Origin of the sequence: Salinicola peritrichatus, from assembly GCF_003206715.1 — a bacterium.
GTDB classification, from domain to species: domain Bacteria; phylum Pseudomonadota; class Gammaproteobacteria; order Pseudomonadales; family Halomonadaceae; genus Salinicola; species Salinicola peritrichatus.
This window is the reverse complement of sequence record NZ_PZJU01000059.1, coordinates 1-23657: the sequence shown is the minus strand read 5'-3', so window position 1 is coordinate 23657 and position 23657 is coordinate 1. Positions and strand designations below refer to the sequence as shown.

General features: G+C 60.2%; 25 protein-coding genes. 4 read left to right on the top strand and 21 right to left on the bottom strand.

Annotated elements, in window-relative coordinates:
- Positions 1–140 precede the first annotated feature (140 nt).
- Entirely contained in the window at positions 141–1109 is a 969-nt protein-coding gene (locus tag DOM57_RS18780; RefSeq protein WP_110650714.1) for a TRAP transporter substrate-binding protein, read from the bottom strand.
- 394 nt (positions 1110–1503) lie between these two features.
- Positions 1504–2181: a GntR family transcriptional regulator gene (locus DOM57_RS18770; RefSeq protein ID WP_110650712.1), complete on the bottom strand. Its 678-nt coding sequence runs from the start codon at positions 2179–2181 to the stop codon at positions 1504–1506.
- Between the two features lie 101 nt (positions 2182–2282).
- Here DOM57_RS18770 and DOM57_RS18765 point away from each other — a divergent pair, with 101 nt between their 5' ends.
- Both DOM57_RS18765 and DOM57_RS18760 read left to right on the top strand, forming a co-directional pair.
- Entirely contained in the window at positions 2283–2747 is a 465-nt protein-coding gene (locus tag DOM57_RS18765; protein WP_110650711.1) for a GlcG/HbpS family heme-binding protein, read from the top strand.
- Positions 2748–2839: 92 nt separating this feature from the next.
- Entirely contained in the window at positions 2840–3487 is a 648-nt protein-coding gene (locus DOM57_RS18760; RefSeq protein WP_110650710.1) for a hypothetical protein, read from the top strand.
- Positions 3488–3565: 78 nt separating this feature from the next.
- Here the strand turns inward: DOM57_RS18760 and DOM57_RS18755 are convergent, their stop codons facing one another.
- From DOM57_RS18755 to DOM57_RS18745, 3 genes are all read right to left on the bottom strand, one after another.
- The gene (locus DOM57_RS18755; protein WP_110650709.1) at positions 3566–4231 is read right to left on the bottom strand and encodes a response regulator; all 666 of its coding nucleotides are present in this window, start codon (positions 4229–4231) and stop codon (positions 3566–3568) included.
- 375 nt (positions 4232–4606) lie between these two features.
- Positions 4607–6559 (bottom strand): acetate--CoA ligase, encoded by a 1953-nt coding sequence (gene acs, locus DOM57_RS18750; protein WP_110650708.1) that lies wholly within the window; start codon positions 6557–6559, stop codon positions 4607–4609.
- Positions 6560–6746: 187 nt separating this feature from the next.
- Positions 6747–7322 (bottom strand): SprT family zinc-dependent metalloprotease, encoded by a 576-nt coding sequence (locus tag DOM57_RS18745; protein WP_110650707.1) that lies wholly within the window; start codon positions 7320–7322, stop codon positions 6747–6749.
- A 78-nt stretch (positions 7323–7400) separates the two neighbouring features.
- On the opposite strand from DOM57_RS18745, the gene DOM57_RS18740 reads away from it, so the two are divergent.
- Positions 7401–8087, top strand: coding sequence for a YecA/YgfB family protein (locus DOM57_RS18740; protein WP_110650706.1), 687 nt, complete (start codon positions 7401–7403; stop codon positions 8085–8087).
- 14 nt (positions 8088–8101) lie between these two features.
- On the opposite strand, the gene DOM57_RS18735 is transcribed toward DOM57_RS18740, so the two are convergent.
- Entirely contained in the window at positions 8102–9229 is a 1128-nt protein-coding gene (locus DOM57_RS18735) for a phospholipase D-like domain-containing protein (RefSeq protein ID WP_110650705.1), read from the bottom strand.
- Positions 9230–9357: 128 nt separating this feature from the next.
- Here DOM57_RS18735 and plsB point away from each other — a divergent pair, with 128 nt between their 5' ends.
- Positions 9358–11787, top strand: a complete 2430-nt coding sequence (plsB, locus tag DOM57_RS18730) for a glycerol-3-phosphate 1-O-acyltransferase PlsB (RefSeq protein ID WP_239496320.1) — start codon at positions 9358–9360, stop codon at positions 11785–11787.
- A 6-nt stretch (positions 11788–11793) separates the two neighbouring features.
- Here plsB and DOM57_RS18725 read toward each other — a convergent pair whose 3' ends face one another.
- The 15 genes from DOM57_RS18725 to lgt form a co-directional block, all read right to left on the bottom strand.
- Entirely contained in the window at positions 11794–12609 is an 816-nt protein-coding gene (locus DOM57_RS18725) for an ABC transporter permease (RefSeq protein WP_110650703.1), read from the bottom strand.
- Between the two features lie 10 nt (positions 12610–12619).
- A complete protein-coding gene (locus DOM57_RS18720; protein WP_110650702.1) occupies positions 12620–13507 on the bottom strand; it encodes an ABC transporter permease in 888 nt (295 codons plus the stop codon).
- Positions 13488–14624 carry an ABC transporter ATP-binding protein gene (locus tag DOM57_RS18715; RefSeq protein WP_110650701.1) on the bottom strand — a complete coding sequence of 379 codons (1137 nt, stop codon included), beginning with the start codon at positions 14622–14624 and terminating at the stop codon, positions 13488–13490. The genes DOM57_RS18720 and DOM57_RS18715 overlap by 20 nt, the downstream gene beginning before the upstream one ends.
- A gap of 254 nt (positions 14625–14878) precedes the next feature.
- On the bottom strand, positions 14879–15991 hold the full coding sequence (locus DOM57_RS18710; RefSeq protein WP_110650700.1) for an extracellular solute-binding protein: 1113 nt from the start codon (positions 15989–15991) through the stop codon (positions 14879–14881).
- A gap of 283 nt (positions 15992–16274) precedes the next feature.
- The gene (locus DOM57_RS18705; RefSeq protein ID WP_110650699.1) at positions 16275–16568 is read right to left on the bottom strand and encodes a type II toxin-antitoxin system RelE/ParE family toxin; all 294 of its coding nucleotides are present in this window, start codon (positions 16566–16568) and stop codon (positions 16275–16277) included.
- Complete coding sequence (locus tag DOM57_RS18700) at positions 16561–16803, bottom strand: type II toxin-antitoxin system ParD family antitoxin (protein ID WP_110650698.1); 243 nt, start codon at positions 16801–16803, stop codon at positions 16561–16563. The genes DOM57_RS18705 and DOM57_RS18700 overlap by 8 nt, the downstream gene beginning before the upstream one ends.
- Positions 16804–17116: 313 nt before the next feature.
- A complete protein-coding gene (locus DOM57_RS18690; RefSeq protein WP_275425988.1) occupies positions 17117–17398 on the bottom strand; it encodes a HigA family addiction module antitoxin in 282 nt (93 codons plus the stop codon).
- 37 nt (positions 17399–17435) lie between these two features.
- The gene (locus DOM57_RS18685; protein WP_110650697.1) at positions 17436–17714 is read right to left on the bottom strand and encodes a type II toxin-antitoxin system RelE/ParE family toxin; all 279 of its coding nucleotides are present in this window, start codon (positions 17712–17714) and stop codon (positions 17436–17438) included.
- Between the two features lie 299 nt (positions 17715–18013).
- Complete coding sequence (locus DOM57_RS18680) at positions 18014–19162, bottom strand: porin (RefSeq protein ID WP_110650696.1); 1149 nt, start codon at positions 19160–19162, stop codon at positions 18014–18016.
- Between the two features lie 424 nt (positions 19163–19586).
- Positions 19587–20513: a ProQ/FINO family protein gene (locus DOM57_RS18675; protein WP_239496319.1), complete on the bottom strand. Its 927-nt coding sequence runs from the start codon at positions 20511–20513 to the stop codon at positions 19587–19589.
- Positions 20514–20589: 76 nt separating this feature from the next.
- On the bottom strand, positions 20590–21141 hold the full coding sequence (locus DOM57_RS18670; RefSeq protein ID WP_110650695.1) for a dihydrofolate reductase: 552 nt from the start codon (positions 21139–21141) through the stop codon (positions 20590–20592).
- Entirely contained in the window at positions 21138–21932 is a 795-nt protein-coding gene (locus DOM57_RS18665; RefSeq protein WP_110650694.1) for a thymidylate synthase, read from the bottom strand. Before DOM57_RS18665 ends, DOM57_RS18670 begins: the two co-directional genes overlap by 4 nt.
- 74 nt (positions 21933–22006) lie before the next feature.
- Complete coding sequence (locus tag DOM57_RS18660) at positions 22007–22300, bottom strand: type II toxin-antitoxin system RelE/ParE family toxin (RefSeq protein WP_110650693.1); 294 nt, start codon at positions 22298–22300, stop codon at positions 22007–22009.
- Positions 22288–22566 (bottom strand): CopG family ribbon-helix-helix protein, encoded by a 279-nt coding sequence (locus tag DOM57_RS18655; protein WP_110650692.1) that lies wholly within the window; start codon positions 22564–22566, stop codon positions 22288–22290. The genes DOM57_RS18660 and DOM57_RS18655 overlap by 13 nt, the downstream gene beginning before the upstream one ends.
- 124 nt (positions 22567–22690) lie before the next feature.
- Complete coding sequence (gene lgt / locus DOM57_RS18650; RefSeq protein ID WP_110650691.1) at positions 22691–23494, bottom strand: prolipoprotein diacylglyceryl transferase; 804 nt, start codon at positions 23492–23494, stop codon at positions 22691–22693.
- Positions 23495–23657: the final 163 nt, after the last annotated feature.

The window sequence follows — 23657 nt, the reverse complement described above, 5'->3', positions numbered from 1 at the left end:
AATCGGCGAGCAGGATGAAGCGCGAGGCGCACGCAGCGCAAAAACCGGAGCCTATGGGGTATAGGTGAGGATTTTGAGCAGCGCGCAACGAAGCGATATACCTGCGCAGACATTTATGCAGTGTTTCCTTAGCTGGCGGACTACAGCTCGCGGACCTTATCGAGCATCTCCTGTCCGCCGTCCACGTCCTTGATGAACTTGTCGTAGACCGGCTTGGAAGCGTCGATGAACGCCTGGCGGTCGACCTCGTTGATCTCGAGGCCCGCATCGCGCATCTTCTGCAGCGTTTCCTCGTCGAGCTTGGCGCCCTGCTCCAACGCATAGGACTCCATCTCTTCGGCGGTCTGCTTCAATACTTCGCGCACGTGCTCAGGCAGGCGGTTCCAGCTCATGCCGGCCGTAACGTACGCCGGGGTATAGACGTGGCCGGAAAGCGACAGATACTGCTGCACTTCCTGCAGCCGCGAAGCATAGGTCTGGACCAGCGGGTTCTCCTGGCCATCCATCGCGCCGGTCTGCAGCGCGACGAACACTTCCGAGAGCGCCATCGGCGACGGATTCGCGCCGTAACTCTTGAACATCTCCACCCGCCAGACGCCCTTGGGTACGCGCAGCTTGATTCCCTGCAGGTCAGCCGGCTTGTTGATCGGCCGCACGTTGTTGGTGATCTGGCGGAAGCCGTTCTCCCACACCCCGATGATGTGATAACCCCGACTCTCGGCGACCGGATACAACATGGGCCGCACGACCTCGTCCCTGACGCGCTTCATGTGGTCACGATCGGCGATCAGATAAGGCATTTCGAACAGCGCGAACTGGGGCGCGACGCTACTCATCACGGTGGAAGGCAGGGCCAGGTCGACGGTGCCCAGCTTGAGTTTCTTCAGTAGTTCCGAGTCCCCTCCCAACTGACTGGAACCGTAGACGGTAACCTTGGCTTCCCCTTCGAGCTGCTCGTTGGCCCGCTTGGCGAATTCCTGTGAAACATCAGCCATGAGCGAGCCCGGTTCGCCGACATGCCCGAACTTGATCTCGATCTCTTGTGCATTGGCTTGACTGATGCCGGCCATCAGCGCGAGTGCGAATAGGCCTGCTGTTAGTATCTTCATCACTGGCGTCCTTCATCCGTTCTTATATTGGCCCGCTTGAGCGATGTGTCCCGATGGCGTCCGGCCCTGTGTCGGAGCCGGCTTGGCTTCACCCGCCGCGCGAGCGTGACTGGATCTTGCACAAGAATTATGAATTCATAATTCATTATTGACTAACCCGACATTTGTCTATTGCCGGAAAGTTGAAGCCAACGGAAAGGGAAGAAGGAAGAACGAAGAAGGAAGAAAGAGGAAAGAGAGAAGAGAGAAGAGAGAAGAGAGAAGAGAGAAGAGAGAAGCAAAATCAAAACCCGACAACCGATTTTTCGCTTCCAGGCGCATGGCGCCGTCCTTCCCTCTTCTAGCCGCGCAGCGATGCTTACGCCTTCTAGGCGCGTAGCGCCGCTCTTACAGCTTAAGTCGCCGACGTGGCCGGGGATTCATCGATGACACCGCTCGCCGCGGCGACGACAAGCTTGTGACGCAGGTGCTCGCGCAGAATGCTGCCCAAGCGTTCGCCGTCCCTCGCCACCAGGCATTCGATCATCGCTTCGTGATCGGCAACGGCCTGGTCCCAGTACTCATCGATCATGGTGGTCGAATAGCGCACCCGCTGAATACGATAACTGAGGCTGCTGTACGTTTCTTTCAGCACCTCGTTGCGTGAGGCGGCCATGATGGCGTCATGGATCTGCTGGTTGAATTCGAAATAGGGACGGATTTCCCGGCGCTGGTAATGCGCCATCATCTGGTAATGCAGGGCCTGTATGTCGGCCACCTCCGCTTCCGTGGCGTAGCGGCAGGCAAGCTCACCGGACAATCCTTCCAGGGCGCCCATGACGTTGTAGGTTTCTTCCAGCATCTGGCGGGTCAGACGCATGACGCGGGCGCCACGGTTCGGCAACAACTCGACCATGCCCTCGGAGGCCAGCACCTTGAGCGCCTCGCGCAGCGGCGTGCGCGAAATACCGAAGTGCTCGCATAGCTGCTTTTCGGGAATCCTCGTGCCGGGCAACAGCTTACCCTCGTTGATCATGTCCCGGATTCTGGCGGCGGCTTCGCCATAGAGCGTGTTCTGCTGAATCTTGATCATGGGTCGCTCGATCAGAGGAGATTGGCGGTATTCTCCCAATGGGGCATGGAAGATGCCAGCCAAAATGAATTATGAATACAAAAACAGCCAGGAGAGCCGCCATGCCACGCAACGTTTATCTCACCACCCAACCGCTGCCACTCGAGTCGGCACGCAAGATCGTCGCGGGCGCCCTCGCCCACGCCGACTCCCACGACATGAACCCGATCACCGTCACTGTGCTCGATCATGGCGGACAACTCATCACCTGCGACCGCGCCGACGGCTGCGCCATGCTGCGTCTTGCGGTCTCCCGCGGCAAGGCGAAAGCGGCGCTCGGCTATGGGCTGTCGAGCCGCACCATTGGGGAACGCAACAGCGAGCGGCCGGCATTTCTTGCCGCCGTGGCCGCCGCCGCCGATGGTGAATTCGTCGCGGTGGCTGGCGGCGTACTGATCCTCGATACCGACGAGCGTGTCATCGGCGCCGTCGGCATCAGCGGAGACAGCTCCGACAACGATGAACGAGCGGCCATCGCGGGCATCGAACATGCGGGGTTGCGAGCCGGGCTGGCGCCAGAAACTTAAAGTAAGCTTAAATTTTTTCAAAACACCGTTTCTTAAGAAACTTAAGGCTGATATCTTAGCCGGCTATTGATTGCTGGAAAAGAAATCAGCCCATGTCATCGTCCAATCCCAAGGATGCAATGGCTTTTCGAGCCATTAGCATTCGCGCCTGCCTTTATATAGTCGTCCTGATCGGCCTCATGCAGGGCATCTTCCTGATTGATGCCCAACGTGCGGGAGGCCCTGACTTCAGCGAAGTCTCACTGACCGAGTTCGCCCAGGCGGCCCTGCTGTTCGCCTGTTCGGCGATGATGCTGTATGTCCGTCATCGCCTACGGACACTGCCCACCGTGGGCTTGCTGCTCTGGGGCTTCTTCGCCGCTTCGTTCGTGCGCGAGAACGACGCCTGGCTGGACCGATTCATCTTCGATGGAGCCTGGCAATTGCTGGTGGTGGTGATCGTGCTGCCTACCTTGTACATCGTGATTCGCCGGCGACATCGCTTTCTGAGCGAGTTCCGGAAAATGGCCAACACCCTTGGCTTCGGACTCTTTGCCAGCGGATTCCTGATTACCTATGTGTTCTCCAGGCTTTATGGCCGCAGCGTCTTCTGGCAAGCGTTGATGGGGGATCAGTACCTTTATGTCGTCAAAAGCGCTGCCGAGGAGGTGGCCGAGCTGGCTGGGTACAGTTTGCTGCTGTTTGCCTGTATCGAGATCGTTCTGCTGGCCAGGCGCCTGCGCCACGGCCAGCGTGGATGATCTTATAGGCGGGCCATGAAAAACACCGCCGATGCTGGCGTCATCGGCGGCATCGTTTCTGCCCGGCAGGCTCGCGGCTCAGTCATCCGTCACTTTTGGGGGGTCGATCTCGAGTTTCTGCGCGGCAATGACCGCCTGGGTGCGCGAGTGTACGCCGAGCTTGCGCAGAATGGCGGTCACGTGAGCCTTGATCGTCGCTTCCGAGACGTTCAATTCGTAGGCGATCTGCTTGTTGAGGAGCCCTTCCGTGAGCATGTTGAGGACGCGGAACTGCTGAGGCGTCAGCGACGCAATCGCCTCGGCGAAGCGTGCGTCCTCTTCATTGCCGTCGCCCATGGCGTCGGCCATCTCCGGCGGCAACCAGACTTCCCCTTTCAGGACTTCGCCGATCGCCTCGGCGATGGCGTCGAGCGAGGCTGACTTCGGAATGAATCCGGAAGCCCCGTAATCGATGGCCCGGCGTACCACATCCAGCTCCTCACTGCCGGAGATGACCGTGACCGGAATGTCCGGCATCTGGCCACGCAGTTGAATCAGGCCGGAAAAACCGTGGGCACCGGGCATGTGCAAGTCAAGCAGGATCAGATCGGCGTCGGGATGGCGTGTGACCACTTCGGTAGTGGCTTCCATGGTATCCGCCTCGACGATCTCCGCCTGTGGGGAGACCTGCCGCAATGCCTGATTGAGTGCCGCCCGGAAGAGTGGGTGGTCATCGGCAACGATGAATTTCTGGGCAAAAGCCATTGAATCTCCTCCGGCATTGTCGAGACGGTCGGCGAGATAGTCGGTGACTTCCCGCTCCTGGACAAGATGATTCTACGCGTAATTAACGGCATGTTACCCCATGCACTCAAGGATTCCCAAGCCCCAAGTCATCTGGATGGAAATAGTGTAAGAGTCAGCGAAAAAAACGCATCGATCAGGCGCAAAAAAGTTCGGTCGTCCCGGAAAGCTGGCGTACTTCCCTCCTTTTGGAGTGGCACGTAGAGCACCAGGAGGAAAGCCTCTTTTCAAGGCGACCGAACAGTAAACGTCAGGCGATTTCGGCAATCTTCAGCGAATCATGCATTCATATAGTCGATCGCTCATTACGCCATGATTTGCTCCCAGTCGTACGACTCACTCCTTAACATAGCGGTTTTCGATCAGATCCTCGACCACGCTGGGATCAGCCAGCGTCGAGGTATCTCCCAAGCCATTACACTCGTTGGCCGCGATCTTGCGCAGGATGCGACGCATGATCTTGCCCGACCGAGTCTTGGGCAATCCCGGCGCCCATTGAATGTAATCCGGCGTGGCAATTGGCCCGATGTCCTTGCGTACCCATTGTTTGAGTTCCTGCTTCAATTCATCGCTGGGTTCGACGTCATCGTTGAGCGTGACATAGACATAGATGCCCTGGCCCTTGATGTCATGGGGATAACCCACCACCGCAGCCTCGGCGATATCGTGATGGGCCACCAACGATGACTCAATTTCAGCGGTTCCCATGCGGTGTCCAGAGACATTCAGAACATCATCGATACGCCCCGTGATCCAGTAGTCACCGTCCTCGTCCCGGCGACAACCATCCCCGGTGAAGTAGACCCCTTCATAAGTCGAAAAATAAGTCTGAACGAAACGTTCATGGTTGTTCCAGATGGAACGGGCCTGTCCCGGCCAGGAGTCGAGAATCACCAGATTGCCGTCGGTCGCCCCCTCCAGCCGTTTGCCATCGTTGTCGACCAGTGCAGGCTGGACACCGAAGAAGGGCTTGGTGGCACAGCCCGGCTTGAGGTCGGTCGCCCCGGGGAGCGGCGTGATCATGTGGCCGCCGGTTTCGGTCTGCCACCAGGTATCCATGATCGGACAGCGGGAATTGCCGACGACCCGGTAGAACCAGTCCCAGGCTTCGGGGTTGATCGGCTCGCCGACCGACCCGAGGATGCGCAGCGAATCGCGCCTGCTGTCATCCATGATGTGTTCGCCGTGCGCCATCAAGGAGCGTATGGCGGTCGGCGAAGTATAGAGGATCGAGACGCGGTGCTTGTCGACGATCTGCCCGATACGGCCATGGCTCGGATAGGTCGGAACGCCTTCGAACATCAGCGTGATGGCGCCATTGGCCAGCGGACCATAGACGATATAGCTGTGCCCGGTGATCCAGCCGACGTCGGCGGCACACCAGTAGACTTCGCCGTCGTGGTAGTCGAAAACCGCATGATGGGTCAGCGCGGCGTAGAGCAAATATCCGCCGGAGGTATGCTTGAGCCCTTTCGGGGTGCCGGTGGAACCAGAGGTATAGAGGATGAACAGCGGATCCTCGGCGTTCATCGGTTCGACGGGACACTCCTCGGATTGCCCATCGACCAGCGCATCGAACCACTGATCGCGCCCGTCGTGCCACGCGATATCGCCACCGGTGCGCTTGACGACCAGAACGTTCTCGACCACGTCGGTCCCGTCACGCGTCAGCGCGGCATCGACGTTGTCCTTGAGCGGCACCTGCTTGCCCCCGCGCACCGATTCATCGGCGGTAATCACCACCCGGGACCGGGAGTCGACGATACGCCCCGCCAAAGCATCCGGCGAGAAGCCGCCGAACACCACCGAGTGGACCGCCCCGATGCGCGCGCAGGCCAGCATTGCCATCGCCGCTTCCGGGATCATCGGCATGTAGAGCGTGACGGTGTCTCCCTTGCCGATACCTAACGATTTCAGCGCGTTGGCGAGCTGCGAGACACGCCGATGCAGCTCGCGATAGGTGATGACCTTATCGTCCGCCGGATCGTCGCCTTCCCAGATGATCGCCGGTTGATCGCCGCGGGTTTCGAGATGGCGATCGATACAGTTGTAAGCGACATTGAGTTCGCCATCCTCGAACCACCGGATATCGACGTTGTCGGAGGCGAACGAAGTGTTCTTGATCCTGGTGGGTTGTCGACTCCAGCTCAGACGCTTTGCCTGTTCCCGCCAGAAGCTTTCCGGATCTTCGACCGATTGGCGATAGAGCGTTTCATAACGATCGCGATCGATCCAAGCTCCCGCCGCCAGACGATCGTCGACAGGATACACGCGCTGCTGTTCGCTCATTCCAGTCTCCCTGTACCTGACCCGGTTTATTTAGTTCGCAGATGAAAGCCTAGCCGACTCAACGTGATAGCAGATCGGCTTGCGATGCGGTCAGCATATAACGCTGGCGCTGGTACCCCCCTATTAGACCTTCGTCTCAACGCCATTCAGGGCAGCCGTGCACATCGCGTCGGAATGGCCCGGCCACTCATCCCCGGGCTTCGGTGCGCTCGAACGTCAAACGCTCCCGACAGCGCCGGCAGCGGTAGTGGGTACCCCTCAACGCCTGGGCATGACGGCGCGGGGTGAAGCGATGCGGCGTCTGGCAACGGCAGCGATAGAGGTAAGGCATGGGACTGGCGCGGGAGACATCGAAGCGATGCGTGGTATCGGGCGGCAAACCGTAGAGTCGGCGCATGACCGTCTGCCATTCGCGCCCGTGAGGACGTACACGACGGCCTTCTTCAAGATGGAACACCAGCCAGTGCGCCATTTCGTGCGGCACGATCTCATCCATGAACGCCTGGCGGTTCTCGCGCAGCAACGTACGATTGAAGCGCAGCCCTCCACGCCGATAGTGCGCCTGCCCGGCACTGCGTCCACGCAGGTCGAACCACACCCGCGGGCGCGGCAGGTCGGGATGCACTTCGCAAGCCAGGCACCAGGCTTCTTCGACACGCGCCAGCAGATGGCGCTGCAATGCCGTCTCGTCGAGCGCCTCCAGGGCCTGGGCGTTGCTGATACCAAGCGCTGGAGTCGTTGGGGAGTCAAGCGAGTCATTCATGGGTGGTAGAATGCAGTCAGCACGAGCAGGCGTCCAGCCCTGTTCACCGCCATTTTCCTTCACCTTACGGAGTCACGCATGTCCGTAGACCAACAAGACGCCATCGACAGCCGCCCGCCGCTGGATGACGAGGCATTGGCGCGGCTCGACGATTACCTGACGGCGGAGCGCCTCGGCGAAGAGACGCCCGACGTGATCGGCGTACATGGCTACCTGGTGGCGCTGGCAGTGGCACCGAGGACGATTGCCCCCCAGCGATGGGTTGCCGAGCTGTTCGAAGGCGAGCCGCCCTTCGCGGACGATGCCGAGCGCGACGATATTCTGGGTCTGCTGGACAGGCTGAAGTCCAATGCCGGCGACATTCTCGAGCTTGGCGACTGGATCGAACTGCCTTTCGATACCGAACTGGACGAAGATGGCGACACCGCCGTGGCGATCGAGGACTGGTGCGCCGGCTTCATGCAGGGCGTTTTCCTCGACGAAGCCGCCTGGTTCGCCCAGGACGAAGCCCATGTGGCTGCGTTATTGCTGCCTTTCATGGCGCTCTCCGGGCTGTTCGACGACGAACCGGAAATGGCCGAACTGGTGGCCGACGAGCAGCAGTTCGTTGCCCTGGCCAGCCAGCTCCCGGAATTGACCCTGGATCTCTATCTGCATTTCCGGGTACCGCCGGAGCCCAAGGCCCAATCCTCGAAAACCAAGTCGAACAATCCGGACAAATCTGCCAAGTCAGGCTCGCGCCGTCGTCGCGGTGGCAAGCGCTGAGGCGAGTGTCTTGGCTATTTTAGCCGCGTCACCCAGGCATTCAGGGTACCGAACAGCCATTCCCTCACCCGCTGCCACCACGGGCGACGGGCCCAGGATGCCGCATCGATACACCGGCTCGTGGCGAAATTGCGCTCGAACAGTCGCGCGACCTCGGCGGCAAAGCCGGCATCCTCGACTTCCTGGTTGGCCTCGAGATTCCACTGCAGGCTCCAGTGATCGAAATTGCAGGAGCCCAGCGACACCCAGTCGTCGACGACGCAGAACTTGGCATGGATGAAGTTGGGCTGGAATTCGTAGATTTTCACACCCGCCTTGAGCAGACGACCGTAGAAGCGCTGCCCCGCGTAGCGGATACCGGGATGATCGTGGTGGCCACCGGCCAGCAGCAGGCGGACATCGATGCCACGTCGCGCGGCACGGGCGAGCTGGCGCCGCAGGCTCAGCGTCGGCACGAAATAGGGGGTGCACAGCCACAGCCGGCGGCGCGCGGTGGCAACGCGCCCATGCAACGAGAGGCGGATCGCCTGGTAACGATGCCCGCGCCCCCAGATGACTCGGCCACGCGACGCGCCGGCGGCCTGCCCCTTTGCCGGCGGCAGCGATTGCAGCCACTGGGTCAGGCGTTCTCTCGGCTTGCCACCGCGAGTCAGTGGCGAGTCCCAGACGGCAGCGAACAGACGCATCCAGTCTTCGACGACGGGGCCCCGGATGCGTACCGCCACTTCGTACCAGGCCTCGATGAACTCGTCGACGACCCCGAACCCGCCGGTGAAGGCGATCTCTCCATCGACCACCACCAGCTTGCGATGGTCGCGCATCAGATTGCCGCCGAGGCGCGTCATCGCCAGCGGATTGAAGAAGCGTAGCTCGACCCCGCTCGCCCGCAGGCGCTGGCGGTCACTTCGCGACAGCCCCATGCTGCCCACACCGTCGAGCATCAGCTTGATCTGCACGCCGCGCGCAGCCGCCGTCTCCAGCACGGCGATGAAACGCTCGGCCAGCTCGCCGGATTCCATCAGGTAGAGTTCGATCCAGAGATAACGACGAGCGCCATCGATGGCTTCCTGCATCGCCGGCCAGAACCGCTTGCCTTCCGGCAGCAGATCGAACCGGTTGCCACTCTTCCATGTCGCTCGCATCACATGTCCCGTACCGAAATTACCTCGATTGACGCACGTTTTGTCATGGCTGAAAAGAGCCCCGTTGCCGACGTCGCCGCTGACTGGGGATGTCGCTATACTCATGGATTTGCGGGGAAATTCCGTCGATGCAGGCACTCAGTGGCGTACACCGGCTATGGCATCGCCTGGCCAGCGGCCTGCTCGGTCGCTGGCTCGCCTTCCGGCTGGTCGAGCCGGAAAGTCATGACCTCGACCCGAGCCGTCCGACGCTCTACGTCATCGCCCGCCCGTCAGTGACCGATGAACTCGCTGTCACGCGGCTGACCCGGAAACGCGGGCTGCCCGATGCCGGACGGCTCGTGGCGCTGGGCGAGCTCACGCTACCGGCCTGCTTCGCCCTGCCGAGACTACGGCGCACCTGGCGCGGGGTCCAGGGCCAGCACTCCCTGCCGCTACAGCAAATTCTGAGCGTCCTCGAGCGCGATCCGGCGCTGGACGTGCAGCTGGTTCCGGTGAGCGTCTTCTGGAGTCGCGCCCCGGCCAAGGACTTCGGTTTCTGGAAGATGCTGGCCGCCGACGACTGGGCCTGGAGCGGGCGCTTGCGCCGCCTGGTGTCGGTAATCGTCAACGGACGCCACCTGGAAATTCATCTCGGCGCCCCGATCCGCCTGCGTCCGCTGATCGACGACCCGAATACCCAGCTCACGCAGCGCAAGGTGGCTCGTGTCCTGCGCGTTCACTTCCGGCGCGTACGCGCGCGGGTTCTGGGCCCCGACATCTCCCACCACCGCACGCTGGTACGCGGCGTCATCGGCAGTCCGCCGGTACGCGAGGCAATCCAGGAAGCCGTGACCGCCAATGGCAGCTCCCTGGAACGCGAACGTCGCCGCGCCGAACGTTACGCCCGCGAAATCGCTTCCAACATGTCCTATCCGGTGCTGCGCTTCCTCTATGAATTGCTCAAACGGTTGTGGAACCGACTCTACGACGGCGTCGACGTCCACGGGCTCGATGCCGTCAAGGCGATCGCCGGCGAACGTACGCTGATCTATGTGCCCTGCCACCGCAGCCACATCGATTATCTGCTGCTTTCCTACGTGCTCTATCGCGAGGGACTGATGCCGCCGCACATCGCCGCCGGCCGCAACCTCGACATGCCGGTGATCGGCCCCCTGCTGCGACGCGGCGGTGCCTTTTTCCTGCGCCGCAGCTTCAAGGACAACCGGCTCTATGCCGCGGTCTTCAATGAGTATCTGCACCGGCTGATCGCTCGTGGCCATCCGCTCGAATACTTCATCGAAGGCGGGCGCTCGCGCACCGGACGCATGTTGTCGCCGCGCCCGGGAATGCTGGCGATGACGCTGCGCTCCTTCATGCGCGATGCCGCGCGCGATGTCGCCTTCGTACCGGTCCATATCGGCTACGAAAAGGTTCTCGAAAGCAATGCCTATCTGCGTGAACTGCGCGGCAGGACCAAGAAAAAGGAATCGCCACTCGATCTGCTGCACATGCTCAGGCACCTGCGCGAACCGCATGGACGCGTCACCGTCAGCGTGGGTGAACCGCTTTCACTGGCGGGATTTCTCGATGACGCAGCGCCCAACTGGGAAGCCGAACGCGGCAACTCACGCCCCGAATGGCTCAACCGCGCCGTGCCACGACTCGGCGAGACGCTGGCCCGGCGCATCAATGCCGCGGCCAGTCTCAATGCGGTTTCCCTGGTGGCGATGACACTGCTGGCAACGCCCCATCACACCATCGAGTCCGATCTGCTGGCCAATCACATCGCACTGCTGGCGCGGCTGCAACGCGCGCTGCCCGGCAGCGAGGGTTGCCAACTGCCCGATGGCGCACCCGGAGAATGGATCGACAAGGTAGTGACGCTGGGATTCGCCAATCGCCAGCCCCAGGCGCTGGGCGAGTTGATCACCGCCAGCCCCGAGCAGGCGACGCTTCTGACCTGGTATCGCAACAATGTGCTGCATCTGTTCATGCATCACGGCCTGGTGGCATTCGCTTTTCGCAACAACGCCGCCTTCACCCTCGATGAACTCGATACGCTGCTGGCGCCGGCCTGGCCACTACTCGCCCATGAGCTCTACTTCACGGCGCCGGAAAATCCGCGCGAGCGCCTGGCGGCCACGCTCGACGCGCTCGAGCAGGAAGGGCTATTGAAACCGAGCACGGACGGCTGGCGCCGACAGCCCGGTCATCTCGAATCCAGCGAACACTTGCGGCTACTGGGCCAGCCCGTACAACCGACACTCGAGCGTGCCTACCTGCTGTTGGCGTCGCTGCTGCGCTATCCCAGCGGCGAACTGACCCGGGAGACGCTCGAGGAGCACAGTCGCCAGCTGGCCGAGCGCCTGACGCTGCTGTCCGGCCTCAACGCGCCGGAGTTCTTCGACAAGCGGCTGTTCAGCGGCTTGCTGGAAACCCTGGAACGTCAAGGCTGGCTGCGCATCGAGAATGAACGCCTGCACTACGATGAAACGCTGCAACACGCCCAGAAACGCAGCCGGGCGCTGTTCGATCCGGAGCTGCGCCATCGTCTGGTTCGTTTGACCCGGCAGTGAAGTCGCTCAGGCAGGCCCGATCCGTTGGCGAGCGACGTTCGCCTCCCTTCGCCGCTTGATCTCGTAGATCATCGCCAGCCCCACGGTGAACAGGATCATCAGCAGCGCCAGCGCGTTGACCGCCGGAGTCAGGCCGGTGCGCACCTTGGAGGCGATGTAGATGGTCAAGGTCGTATCGTAGCCGGCGACGAACAGCGTGGTGTTGTAGTTCTCCAGGGATTGCAGGAAAGCCAGCACCGCCGCCGACAGGATCGCCGGTTTCAGATAGGGCAGCAGCACCCGCCGGAACATCTGCCACTGCGTCGCGCCCAGATCCAGCGCCGCCCGCTCCAGGGTGCGATCGAAGCGCTGCAGGCGCGCGGTGACCATCAACATGACGTAGGCCGCAATGAAGGCACTCTGGGCGATCACCGTCAGCAGGATACCGCCGTTCAGCCCCCAGCCACGCCAGAAGATCAGCGACGAGATACCGATGATGACGCCGGGAGTCAGCAGCGGCGACAGGATCAGCGTATAGATGAACGACTTGCCGCGCCCTTCGACGGTAGTGAGGAAGAGCGCGCTGGCCACCCCGATCGGCACGGCGAGACAGAGCACACCCGCAGCGACCAGGAGGCTGTTGGTCAGCGAGGACCACATCCCGCTATCCGCCCACAGCGCGGAGAACCACTTGAGCGTGGTGCCGGACCACGGCGTCACCGTGGGAAAACGGCTGTCGTTGAAGGTCGCCGCCGCCATGATGATCAACGGCAGGAACAGATAGACGAAGAAGATCGCCAGATAGGCCTTGAGCGCCCAGGAGAAGAATCTCGATGAAGTCATGGTCTCACGCTCACTTGGCGATATCGCCCAATCCAACCTTGAAAATACGCATGACCAAGGTCACGAACAGGATGCACAGCGCCAGCAGCAGAAAGGCATAGGCCGCCCCCTGGTTCCAGTCGCCGCCTTCGAAGAACCAGTTGTAGATGATCTGGGTGAACCAGCGGCTGCCGGGAGAGCCGAGCAGCGCCGGCACGGCGTAGCTGCCCGCCGCGAGCATGAAGGTCATGATGCAGCCGGTGGCGATACCGGGCTTGGCGTGGGGAATGACGATACGGCGGTGGGTCCGCAGCCAGCCGGCGCCGAGGTCCCGGGCGGCCCGGATCTGATTGCCGTCCAGGCTTTCGATGGCGTTGTAGAGCGGAAAGACCATGAACAGAATATAGGCGTATACCATGCCGACCAGAACGCCGGTGTCACCGTTGAGAAAGCGGATCGGACGGTCGATCAGGCCCAGCGCGAACAGCAGTTCGTTCAACGGCCCCCGGAACGCGAAGATGATGTACCAGGCAAAGGTACGCAGGATCTCGTTGATCCAGAACGGGACGATCAGCAGCAGCAGGCACAGCGCCGCCTGCCCCGGAGTCGCCACCTTGGCCAGATAATAGGCCAGCGGGTAACTGACGACGAGCGTCAGCGCCGTCACCAGCACGCTCGACCAGATCGTCTTGAAGAAGATCGCCAGGTGGATGTCGTTGTGGAAGAAGGTGACGTAGTTGGCCAGCGTCCAGACATCCTTCTCGCCACCCCGCTCGCTCGGCAACAGCGACGGATGGAACGAATAATCGATCATCTGCCATTGCGGCAGCAGCACCATCAGAATCAGCCAGACGCCCAGCAACCCGACGATGGCCATCGTCAGCGGCAGCCCGAAACGGTTATGCAGTTGCTGCCACATCGGCCACCTCCCCGGCTTCCGGCGACGGCTCGGCGCCCGGCAACACGACCGCCTCGCGGGGCGAATAATCCAGGCGACACGAGCCCCCCACCCGCAGCTGGGCATCGACACCGTCCCCGGTCACGACATGGGGCACCTGCACGCGCAACGTCGGCCCTGAATCGAGAGCCACTTCCAGGGTCAACCAGGCACCTTCGAAATGTTCCGCCTGGACGATGCCGGAAAACGGCAAGCGTAAATCGTCCGGCGTCCCGACACGCCACTGTTCGGGGCGAACGTAGAGTGACGCCGAATCGCCCACGGCGAGGGGCTGGCGGGCGCGGCCGCTGACCGCAACGGCGAGGCCGGCGTCCAGTGTCACCAGTTCCCCATCGGCGGCAGTGACATGTCCGGCGAGGCGGTTGTTCTCGCCCACGAAACCGGCGACGAAAGCGGTTGCCGGATCGCGATAGAGCGTCATCGGATCGGCTATCTGCTCGATCCGCCCCGCCGACATCACCGCCACGCGATCCGACATCGTCAGCGCTTCGCCCTGGTCATGCGTGATGTAGATGAAGGTGATCCCGGTCTGGCGTTGAATCGCCTTGAGCTCGGTACGCATATGCTGGCGGAGCTTGAGATCGAGCGCCGACAGCGGCTCGTCCAGCAGCAATACCCGCGGTTCCACCGCCAGCGCACGGGCAATGGCGATGCGCTGTTTCTGTCCGCCGGACAGCTCGGACACCGGCTTGTGGCCGCTGCCGCCGAGCGCCACCAGTTCGAGAAGCTCGTCGGCCTTGCGCCGGCGCGCGGAACGATCGACGCCTCGCACCTCGAGTCCGAACTCGATGTTGTCGTAGACGCTCATCAACGGAAACAGCGCCAGATTCTGAAAGATCATCGCCGTCGGCCGCCGGTTGACCGGCACTCGGATCATCTCCTCCCCACCGATGGAAACCTTGCCTTCGCTGGGGGTCAGAAAGCCGCTGATGATATTGAGCAACGTGGTCTTGCCGCAGCCGGAGGGGCCGAGAAAACTGAAGAACTCGCCGGACTGGATTTCCAGCGAAGTCGGCTGAATTGCCGTGAAATCGCCGAATCGCATGGCGACCCGGTCCAGGGAAACACGCCCGTCCATATGGCCTCGCTGATTGTTATCGGTAAAACGATAGAGATGGCGAATTTGAATTCAGAACCTACTTACGATCTCGCGAGCTAGAGCCAAACGAGGCGAGAACGAACGAGGCAGCGGAGTTTACTGGATGTTAAATGAGCATGCCGAGTTCGTTTTACTCGCTTCGCTCGCCCTATGGGCCAGCCTTCGGCTGTTGTCTCCGCTGCGCTCCGGCTCAACACTGTTTGGCCGACGCGCAGCAGATCGTGAACGAGTTATTAAGCGGACAGATAGCGGTCCTGATACTCATTACGCAACGAGACGTACCAGGGGTCCTGCACCGGCCACCACCACAGATTGTCCAGATCCTGCTTGGTGTAGGAATCCTGGAAGAACTTGCGCGTGGCTTCGGGCAGCAATTCCTCGGCGCCGACCGCAGTGGAGTTGATGCCGGTCGACTCGACGAACATGGCCCCGGCCTTGGGGGTGTAATACCAGTTGATCAACTCGTAGACGGCATCGACATTGCGCGCGTTCTGAGGGATCACGAAGCCCTCCATCCACGCCAGCGCCCCCTCTTTCGGCGCCCCGAAGGCGATCGGCTCGTCCTCGCTCTGCAGACGAAACGCCGTACTGTCCCAGGTCTGGCCGATCAGCGCACCGTTGGTTCGAAACGCTCCTTGGGCTTCGTTCTCGGTCGACCAGAACTGGATCACCATCTCCTTGTGCTTGATCGCCTCGGCCAGGATCACATCGAAGTTGGCGCGCATGGCCTCCTCGGTCTTGAACGAATCGAGCAGCGGACGCGGCAGCTTGCCCTGCGCCTCCAGCCACAGCCCGATACCGATCAATGCCGAGTGTGCGCGGACCGTCACGCCCTCGCCGATCTCGGGATTCCACAGGTCGCCATAACTGAGATTGGCGCGGTCGATATCGGTGTAGCGGGTATTGTAGGCGATCGCCTCGGTACCCCAGTCGGACGGGGCGATATAGCGCTTGCCCTCGATGACACCGCCGGTTTCCGAACCGCTTCTGGCGGACTCCAGGCAGCCGTCCCACTGGATGCGCGACTCGTCCAGCGGCTGAATCAACTGGTAATCGACATAACCCGGCACGCGATCGACGGTCGGCATGATGACATCGAAACCCGTGCCGTCGGTGGCCCGCAACGAATTCATCAATTCGTCGTTGGTGCCGTAAGGCGTGAATGTCGCCTGGATGCCGGTTTTCTCCGTGAAATCCGCCAGCATCTCGTCGGAAAAATAGCCCGCCCAGGCGTAGATACGCAGTGTCTGGTCCTGCGCGAAGGCACGATTGATATAGAAAGGTACCGAAGCAGCAGCGCCAGCCGCGGCCGCCCCCTGTAAGAAACGACGACGGGAAAGGGTCATCGAAGGTCTCCTGTTGTTCGTCGAGTCGCTGGTCTTCGACCGTGCGAGGCACTTTGTTATACGACAGACCTGTTACGACAGCGTGACATTCACGATATTGAACGTTCACTCAACAAAGAGATTACCAGCCTGTCACTAAAATGACATCTCGACGAAGGCGGGCTGCGGCCACATCGAAACGTTTCAGCCACCAGAAGCGAGAAGGCGCTTTCTCCACAAGGAGGTGGGAAGTGCATTAGTCCGCAGGCAACAGGCCTAGCGCTGTCGATTTTTCAGACAAGGCTTAAATTTCGAAGAAATGCTTCATTGGCTCCATCTGCCGATGGAGTATCCTGATGACAAAAATAACGTGCTTACGCCACCGGTAAAAAATGGCGTGTCGTTGGTGATCGTAACGACGAACCCCATCAGCGATCTCTTGGCACTCATACCCCATGAGTGGAGAGCTGGACAGAAGACGAAAGGTACTCTCCAAGCCATGAGTATAATCATCGGCCTGGCGGGCACCAAAGTTAAGCAAGGTATATTCGTAGATGGCCGCGAAATCCTCTGCCGCAAGATTGGAAAGCCTATACATGGTGTTTCTGTTTCACCTGAGCGGCAATGTCGCGCAGAGAAAAGTCACTTTCCCCGCTTCGTTCTCCAGCTTCTACAGCACTTCTCAATGCTGTCGTTTGATTTTCCTGGAGTTCGAGCAACCGCAAGGCTGAACGCACGACTTCACTGGTTGAGCCATAGCGCCCGGATTCAATCAACTTCCTTACAAAATCGTCTAGTTGTGCTCCGATAGTGACGCTTGTCGTCCTGGGCATGAGCCACCCCCTTTGTGTGGATAATCAACACAATTGTAGCACCCGTAGCCACCTCTTCAAAGGAAGCTAAATATGGATTTACGCCAAGCCGGTGCGTGGCAAGCCCTGTCGCAGCACGGCGCTCACGCAGCAGTTCATTGACTGACTGACGAGACACTCCCAGAGACCCAGCAAGCCCCGCAACTGTCAGGCCATAGTCCGGCATGAAATCCTCTCTCAGCATTCTCCCGGATGAGTCGGTTTCCGCTCTGCCTCATCATGGCGTCACCCGTAGACAGGTCCAAGTAGACCAACCTGTTAAAGCCCCATTCGGTCAGGATACTTCGGCAAGCGGTTCTACTTCCGGCTGATCACGGTGCTGTGCAACCCATACGTCATACTGCACCTGCATGCGCAGCCAGTGCTCGGCACGGCCAACACCAGCACGCTCGAGGCGTACAGCCAAGTCAGGTGAAATCGAAGCATGTTCGTTCAATATACGCGATAAATTGGCGCGAGTGATTTTCAGCCGGCGAGCAGCCTCGGTGACGCTCAAACCGAGCGCATTGATAACTTCTTCGCGAAGGATCTCTCCGGGATGGCACGGATTGAACATGGCTATCACCTCTCTGCTAAATATTATGAAACAAGCCTTAATGGTAATCTCGATAGTCGACCATCACGGCATCAACGCCTTCAAAGGCAAACGTCACACGCCAATTGCCGCTAACCCATACCGACCAGATCCCGTCCCGTTTCGGCTCCAGTAGATGTAGCTTGAACCCCGGCTGTGCCATGTCTTGCGCATCGTTTGCCGTATCCAGTACGGTCAGAATCCGGCGTAGCTTTTTGACATGCCCCTGATGCACTCCTTTTGTCTCGCCCCTCTCGTATAGAGCCTTCAACCCTTTGTGTTTGAAACTCTTGATCATCGCCACCAACCCACTCTATCGAGATGCTCAAACTGTATCGTGTATTGACTCGCAATACAACAGACAGCCAATTTGCCCCTCCCCAAGTCATCCGGCCAGCACCACCTGTACCGGAACAGCGCCAGGTATGGCGCTGCGCGCCATACCTGGCGCACCACAGAAAATCGCCGGAAGCGATTTTTGACGTCGCTCGGCGACGGCCCGGAGGGTGACTGCCGGGAATGGCAGTCACAAAAAAGCCGGCCCAAAGGCCGGCTTCGTTCGATGGAGCGGTCAGCGACCGCTCGAATCGGATTCGCTTAGAAAGCGTAGAGTGCACCCACGGCAACACCGTCGCCGGCATCATGGGAACGATCGTACTGCGCATACTCGATGTAGGTGTACATCGCCGGAGAGATGTTGTAGGTGGCACCAATGATAAATTCGTTGAAGGTATCGTCACCCACATAGTCACCAGCGCTGTTAACGCCACCAGAGTTGGCCAGAGCTGCTACTTCTTCATCAGCGTCGACGTACTGGTAAGAACCGTACACGTCACCCGCGAAGTTGTCGGACAGCGCGTAACCGTAACGAGCGCCCAACGCGTAGCGCATAATGTCGCCGTCTTCGCCTGCGTAAGTTGCGTCGGTATCTTCGACTTTAAGCGCGACACGCAGTGTGTCGATGGTGTACTGACCCAACAGACCATAGGCATTGGCTTCGTACTTATCGCCATTGACTCGAAGATCATAATTATTCAGATCGTCATAAACAGCGGCAAGAGAGAAGTTCTCGTAAGCGTACTTCAGACCGCCAAAGAAAGAGGCATTGGAGCCACCGCTGGAAACACCTTCACCCTCAAGGTGATGGTCAGCGTTGAACTCGCTCTCGGCATCGCCTTTGTACTGGGTGCCGATGGCAAACTGCAGGCCTGACCAGACCGGAGACATATACTGGAATTTGTCGCCTTCACGGTCGGTCGCGATATCTTCATCGGCATCCGCCAGCGAGTTACCGTACAGACCACCAATGTCAGTCGTGGAGTCTGAGTTATCGAAGTATTCGTTGTTGGAGATCGGATCTTGGGTCCAGTCATCGATCAGCGGATCCCAGGAGCCCAGTCGAACGTCACCGAAGTTACCTTTCAGGCCCATGTAGGCCTGGTCGCCACGGTCGATGCCTTTACCGGAGCCTTTCTGCTCATCGGCATCGAATTCGAACTCCGCCTTGAAGTAACCGGTCAGGCCCGGGTTGATGATGTGCTGACCGGAGAAGCCGATGGTAGAACCGTTGTCGAAGAGCTCGTCTTCCCAGTTACCACTTTCATTCTTGACGTTTTTGTAGGAAATCTGGAGGTTGCCGTAGATATCGAGTTGCGTGCCGTCCTGGTTGTAGACAGTCGCCGCCTGAGCCGCAGCGGAGGCGCCCAGGGCACCAGCAATAGCAGTCGCTAAGAGTGTCTTTTTCATCGCGATAGGTTCCTTAACTAGCTTACTGTTCGATCGTGTCTGCAGATGCAGTCGGCTTCGGTACCTTCAACCAGCCTCGTCACGCGAACGAATGAGGGCTGCGGAACTCGAAAGCCTTGTTATTGTCCAATGCTCGCCCGAAAACCATATACTGGACTTTCCTCGAACGCAACAAGAAAAAAACACTGTTTTCGTTGCCTGCGTATCGCCCTCATCCGCGATGTCGCCGAAGATCGACCCAACGATTTGCGTGCAGATGGCGCCAGTAAGCTAGCCCGGGCGTGTGTCAATCCGATGACATCACGGGACGGGAAACATCTCTAAGCTTCTGACTGTACTCCGACGGCGCGTGCATCGTTCATGCAAAAGCCTCACGAACACGACGAAAGTTGTAGTCAACGATCTGCTTGATGACACGCTCAGGTCACGAATGCCGTTGGCCGTGCTTCGCCAGCAAGGCGCCGATCTTGCGATCCAGTTGCTCGGAACGTTTCTGTGTTTCCCGATCCTTCTGCTTTTTCTGCAGCGCTTCCAGCTGGCGCTTGGCGTGCTTCGCCTCTTCCTGGGTAACGATCTCGCTGTCCGCGCCGAAGAGATCGACCCGCCGGGCGCCCTCGCGAACCGACTTGAGATAGCGCGGCAGGTGCACGTAACAGGCCAGGGCGCGACGGACCAGCTTCTCCGGCCACGGTTCGCGCTCGCAGAGATCGAGATGGATCCCGGTCTTCAGTGGTCGGGTATGTCCTTTGAAGAAGGTCTGTGGATACCGCTTGTACCACTGCGCCAGTAGCGCCTGGGGAGAGGGCGCCTCGTGTTCGGGACCAAAGGCAAGCGCGTTCTGCCCATGAGCATCCGGAGGCAGCGGGGTATCGGCACCGGGAGACTTTTCATTGGCACCGGGTGGAGACGAGTCAACCGAGGAGTCTGCAGCTTCGCGCTTCGGTTCGGCCGGAACGACTTCCTCGGCAACGGCGCTCACAGCGGTATCTTGCGAGCGCTTGCCATCGGCCTCGGGTACAGGCGTGGAAGGCGATGAGGTCAGACGCTGCAAGGGAGAAACGGCCCGTCTGGCACTGTCGCCCTCGGCGCCATCCGGCTTGTGCCGAGGCCGGCGAAACGCCAAATTACCCAGGCCTCGGGCGCGGGTACCGCCGTCCGGATCTTCGTTATGGACATGCCCCTTGACGACCATCGGGTCCAGCTCGGCCAATGCCAGCAAACGCTCCTTGAGCGCACGGTTCTCGGCCTCGAGCGACCTGACCCGATCCCTCTCGGCCTCCAGCGCGGCCTGGCTGGCATCGATCTGGTGCTCGATGGCCGCCAGAAGCGCCTGTGTTCGATCCGTCAACACGGCCCCCTCTCCTCTCATGCTTGCTGCGATTTGCTGCCGCTCATCCCAACGGCAGTTGTCCACTTCGTTCGATCACTCAGCCAGAGCCGAGCGATCGGCGATACTGGACGAAAGCATACTCCGGCTGCCCTGGCTGCGGCACGCCGGGAAGACGTTCGACTTCCCGCCACTGGCGCGCGTCGATTTCGGGGAAGTGCGCATCTCCCTCGACCTCGATCTCCACCTCGGTAAGATAAAGGCGAGTCGCCACCGGCAGCGCCTGGGCGTAGATCTCTCCGCCGCCCATGACCATGATCTCATCGGCATCGTCGATCAAGGCCTGCTGATCGGCAAGCTCCAAGGCTTCGCCCAACGAGTGACAGACCCGAATGCCGGAATGATGGCTTTGATAATGCTTATCGCGGGTAATGACGATATTGAGACGCCCCGGCAGCGGCCGGCCGATGGATTCGAAGGTCTTGCGCCCCATGACCAGCGGTTTGCCCTGTGTCGAGACCTTGAAGCGCTTGAGGTCTTCCGGCAGATACCAAGGCAAGCGGTTACCGATACCGATGGTTCGATTCTGAGCCAACGCCGCGATCATCGCTACAGGCGTTTCCGGCGCGGGCAGGGTCGGCATGTCACTCATACGGCAATCGGGGCCTTGATCGATGGATGAGCCTGGTAGTTCTCGATGGCGATGTCCTCGAAGCGGAAATCGAACAGGTCGTCGATCGCCGGATTGAGCCTGAGCGTGGGCAACGGCAACGGCTCCCGCGTCAGTTGCAGTTTGGCCTGTTCGAGGTGATTGAGATAGAGGTGGGCGTCTCCGAACGTGTGCACGAACTCGCCCGGCTCGAGATCACAGACCTGAGCGATCATATGGGTCAGCAGCGCATAGCTGGCGATGTTGAACGGCACCCCCAGAAAGATATCGGCGCTGCGCTGATAGAGCTGGCAGGAGAGCCTGCCGTTGGCGACGTAGAACTGAAACAGCGCGTGGCACGGCGGCAACGCCATTTCATCGACCAGCGCCGGATTCCAGGCCGAGACGATATGCCGGCGCGAGTCGGGATTGCGCCGAATCTGGTCGATCAGCTTGGCGATCTGGTCGACATGTTCGCCGTCCGGCGTCGGCCAACTGCGCCATTGATAACCGTAGACCGGCCCCAGATCGCCGTTGGCGTCCGCCCACTCGTCCCAGATCGTCACGTCATGCTCGTGCAGATAGGCGATGTTGGTGTCGCCGCGCAAGAACCACAACAGTTCATGGATGATCGAGCGCAGATGCAGCTTCTTGGTCGTCACCAGCGGGAATCCCGCGCTCAGATCGAAACGCATCTGGTGGCCGAAGACACTGAGCGTGCCGACGCCGGTGCGGTCGGCTTTTTCGACACCGCTATCCAGCACGCGCTGCATCAAGTCGAGATAAGGCCGCATGGCACACTCCTTTGAAAAAAACCAATGGCCAGTCGATAGGCCCCTATCTGAAAAGTACCCAGCATTCCTGCTAGCTAGAAGCCGGCTTCCTTCTGGTGACGAATGGCCAGTATCACAACGGTATCGTCGCTGTCGATACGGTATCGAGCGATATAGCCGCTATCGCCATAGCCGATCGGCCAGTCCCGATACTCCTCGGGCAAGTCGTCGATGGGGCGACCGACGTGTGGCAGCTCTCCGAGAGCCCGGACGTTCCGGATGATGACTTGCGCCGCCTTCTCGGCCGCTGCCGAGTTCTTCGGTTGCAAAAAATCACGCAGTCGCTCCAGATCCCTGATTGCAGCCGGGGCGAAGATCACTTGTGGCATATCGGGGCCGGCTCCTCGCTATCCGTCCCCCAACCGGTCAGCCACTTCTCCACTTCGTCCGCGGTCGCATGCAATCCGGTCGCCTGATAGTCCTCCCAGGCCCTGAGCGTGTCGTGTCTGAAAGACTCGCGTTTTTCCTCGCGCTCCACATACTGTTCGATGGCCTCACGCATGAGCCAGTGTGCCGAGCGCCGACGAGCATCGGCCAGATGCTGGACCCGCCGTTTCAGGTCATCGTCGAGTTTGATGGATGTTGGCGTTGCCATTCCGGTTTCCTCCGTAGCTAGAGGGTAGCCAAAGGTAATACCTGCGACTACCATAGCCCATCAACCCGGTATAGCCAATCGTCCCGGATACCCGAATACCCGAATATCCAATATCCGGTCGAGCTCAACCGGTTTGCCGGACACGGGCATCGTCGATGCCATTGTGCCGCGACCAGGCAATCAACGCGACACCCGCCAGGATCATCGGCAGCGACAATAGCTGTCCCATGGTCAGCCAGCCGAAGGCGATGAAACCCAACTGCGGGTCGGGTTGCCGGAAAAACTCCGAGACGAACCGGAACGCACCATAGCAGACCAGGAACAGGCCCGAGACGAAACCTCGCTGACGTGGGGTCGTCGACACGGTCCACAGCACCGCGAACAGCACCACCCCTTCGAGCAGGAACTGATAGAGCGACGACGGATGCCGCCCCTGCCCGCTCATCCCGGGAAAGACCAATGCCCAGGGTACGTCGGTAACCCGCCCCGGTAGCTCGTGGTTGATGAAATTGCCGATGCGACCCGCGCCGAGGCCGATCGGCACCAGTGGCGCGATGAAGTCGGTAAGCTGGAAGAATGCCAGTCGATGCTTGCGGGCAAACAGAAAAGCCGCCAGCAGCACGCCGAGCAGACCGCCGTGAAAACTCATGCCGCCATCCCAGATCTGGAATATCCACAGCGGATTCTCCAGCAGGCGATCGAGCCCGTAGAACAGCGCATAGCCGATGCGTCCGCCCAGCACCACGCCCAGTGCGCCGTAGAACAGCATGTCGCCGATATCGTCGGGCTTGAGTCCCAGGCGGTCGGCGCGCTTGCGCCCCAGCCACCAGGCACCGACGAAACCGATCACGTACATCAGCCCATACCAATGCACCTTGAGCGGACCCAGTGACACGGCGACCGGATCGATATTGGGGTAGGCCAGCATGCTTTCTCCTTGGGTACGATAAATGTCTGCGCAGGCGAATCGCTGCGTTGCGCGGTGCTCGGAATCCTCACATATAACCCATATGCTCCGGTTCCTGCGCCCCGTGCGCCTTGCGCTTCATCCTGCTCGACGATTTATTCAGCACTTCCCTAGTGTGGTGTTT